We start from the raw sequence: 2,048 nt of genomic DNA, 5'->3' as shown, positions 1-2,048 counted from the left end.
TATTTGGCGTGCTGTTTGGGTTTGACATTGTTGATGGCGACGACGATGTCGGCATTGCGGGCGCTTCTGAGCTGGTGCAGGCAGAATTCGGCGGCCCGTCGGCTGGTCTTTGCCCATTGCACGACCATCAGCGTTCGCTCGGTGAGCGCCGTCAGATGCATCGTATCGGCCGAGGCGAGCACCGGCGCGCTGTCGAAGATGACGATCTGGCCCCTGGCGCGGGCCATCTCGATGATCTCGGCCACGTCGGTCAAACGCACGCGCCGCTGCAGACGGGGGTTGCCGGTCGGGATGAAGTCGATACCGCTCGGATGGTGATAGAGGACATCCTCAAGACTTGCCTGCCCGCTCAGGAACTCATTCAGCCCCTGTTTCAGGCCGGACCTGAACAGCGTGTCGAGATGTCCGCGCCGGATGTCGCTGTCGACAAGCAGCACCGGCGTTCCGTTGGCGGCGAGCTCGATTGCCAGCGATCCGGCCACCAGCGACTTGCCTTCGCCGCTATGGGCCGAGGTCACGGCAATGCTGTTCGGCAGCTTTCCGCCATTGGCCTGCTTGAGCGAGATCATCACGGTGCGGATCGCTTCGTCGAACATGCCGATCTGCGTTTGCCCGAACAGCCGCGACGGATCTCTCCGGTCTTTGCGTCGCAAGTGCGGGACGAAGCCGGCCGGCACGATGCGCGCCATTGTGGTGATTTGGTCGAAGCTGCGCACCGTCCGGTCCATCATCTCGACCACGAAGGCGGCCGTCACCGCAACCGAGATCGACGCGAAGAAGGCGCCGATCAGATAGAACAGCCGGCTGCGCCCTTGCGGGGCAAGCGGCACCGCAGCCGGTGACAGAACCTCCAGTTCGGCGCCCGGCAGCATGGCCTGTCCGACCAGGCCGCGGCGCTGCTCCTCGAGCTTATCCAGGGTCGCCTGTTCCTTGTCGGCAACGCGCTGCAGCCGCACCAGCTCGGTCTGCGCCAGCGAAGAGCGGGACCGTTGCTCATAGGCGGCCGTCAGCGCCGATCGGACTGTGTTGTCCTCGTCATCAAGGGCGGTCAGCTTGGCGCGCATGGATTGCAGGTACCGGTCGACCGCAGTGCCGAGATCGGTGCGGGACTTGTCGATCCTTGCCCGCAGGTCGATCACAGCGGGAGCATCGTTGCCATAGATGTCGAGAAGGCGCGCAAGATCCTGTTGCTGGGTCCGCAGGTCGCCTTGCATCACGCCGATGCTGTCGGGAATGGACTTGTTCTGAGCGGCAAGCGAAGGGTCGTGGGCTGCTTCCAGCGCGGCAATCGTATCCTTGATGTCGGCGCGGCTTTGTCCGATCTTCGTCTGCCGGTCGCTGAGTTCGACGATCGCCTTGATCTGTTCGCTCTGATCATCGTCATTTTGAACGACGCCCATCGTTTGCTGATAGGTGTCGGCAGCATCGCGGGCTGCCCTGGTGCGATCCTGCTGTTCGCCGATGCGCTGGCCGATCCATGCTTCCGCCGTGTCCAGGCTGCTGCGGATACTGTCCTTGCGCTCTTCAAGATAGATGCTGATGAGCCGGTTGGGGACGGCGGCTGCCAGTTCGGCATCACCGGCCGTAAAGCCGATCTGGACGACGTCGCTCTGGCCGTCGCGCCAGACACTCAGCGCCTTGTAATAGGCCTGAATGATCGGCTCGAGACTGCTTCCTGCCGGCTGCGACGGCTTATCGCTGCTCACCAGGCCGCGCAACGTTGCCCTGATCTCGTCGACGATGGAAGCCTGGCGCAGGGCCGGGTTGAACTCCGGCCGCTCGTCGAGCCGTAGGTCGCGAATGACCCGCTCCGCCACGCTTCTGGACAGCAGCCGCTCGGTCTCGGAGGTGACGTTCAGCGGCGCATTGCTGCCGGCATCGCCCGTGCTCAGCGCGGTTGCCAGAGGCTTGTGGATCATCAGCCGGGACCCGGCATGATAGCTCGGCTTCAACCCCGATATCAGCACGACGGAAGCCGCCATCAGCACCACCATCAGCGCCACAATCATCACCATCCTGCGACGGATCAAACGTAATCCAGACGTCAG

General features: G+C 63.5%; 1 protein-coding gene. It reads right to left on the bottom strand.

What is annotated here, in order from left to right; translation table 11 throughout:
* Positions 1-2,048 (bottom strand): GumC family protein (locus PMI11_RS15695; RefSeq protein WP_037071490.1); only part of this gene is annotated, 2,048 nt, incomplete at both ends.

Source organism: Rhizobium sp. CF142, from assembly GCF_000281145.1.
Classification (GTDB): domain Bacteria; phylum Pseudomonadota; class Alphaproteobacteria; order Rhizobiales; family Rhizobiaceae; genus Rhizobium.
This window is presented reverse-complemented; position numbering and strand designations above follow the sequence as displayed.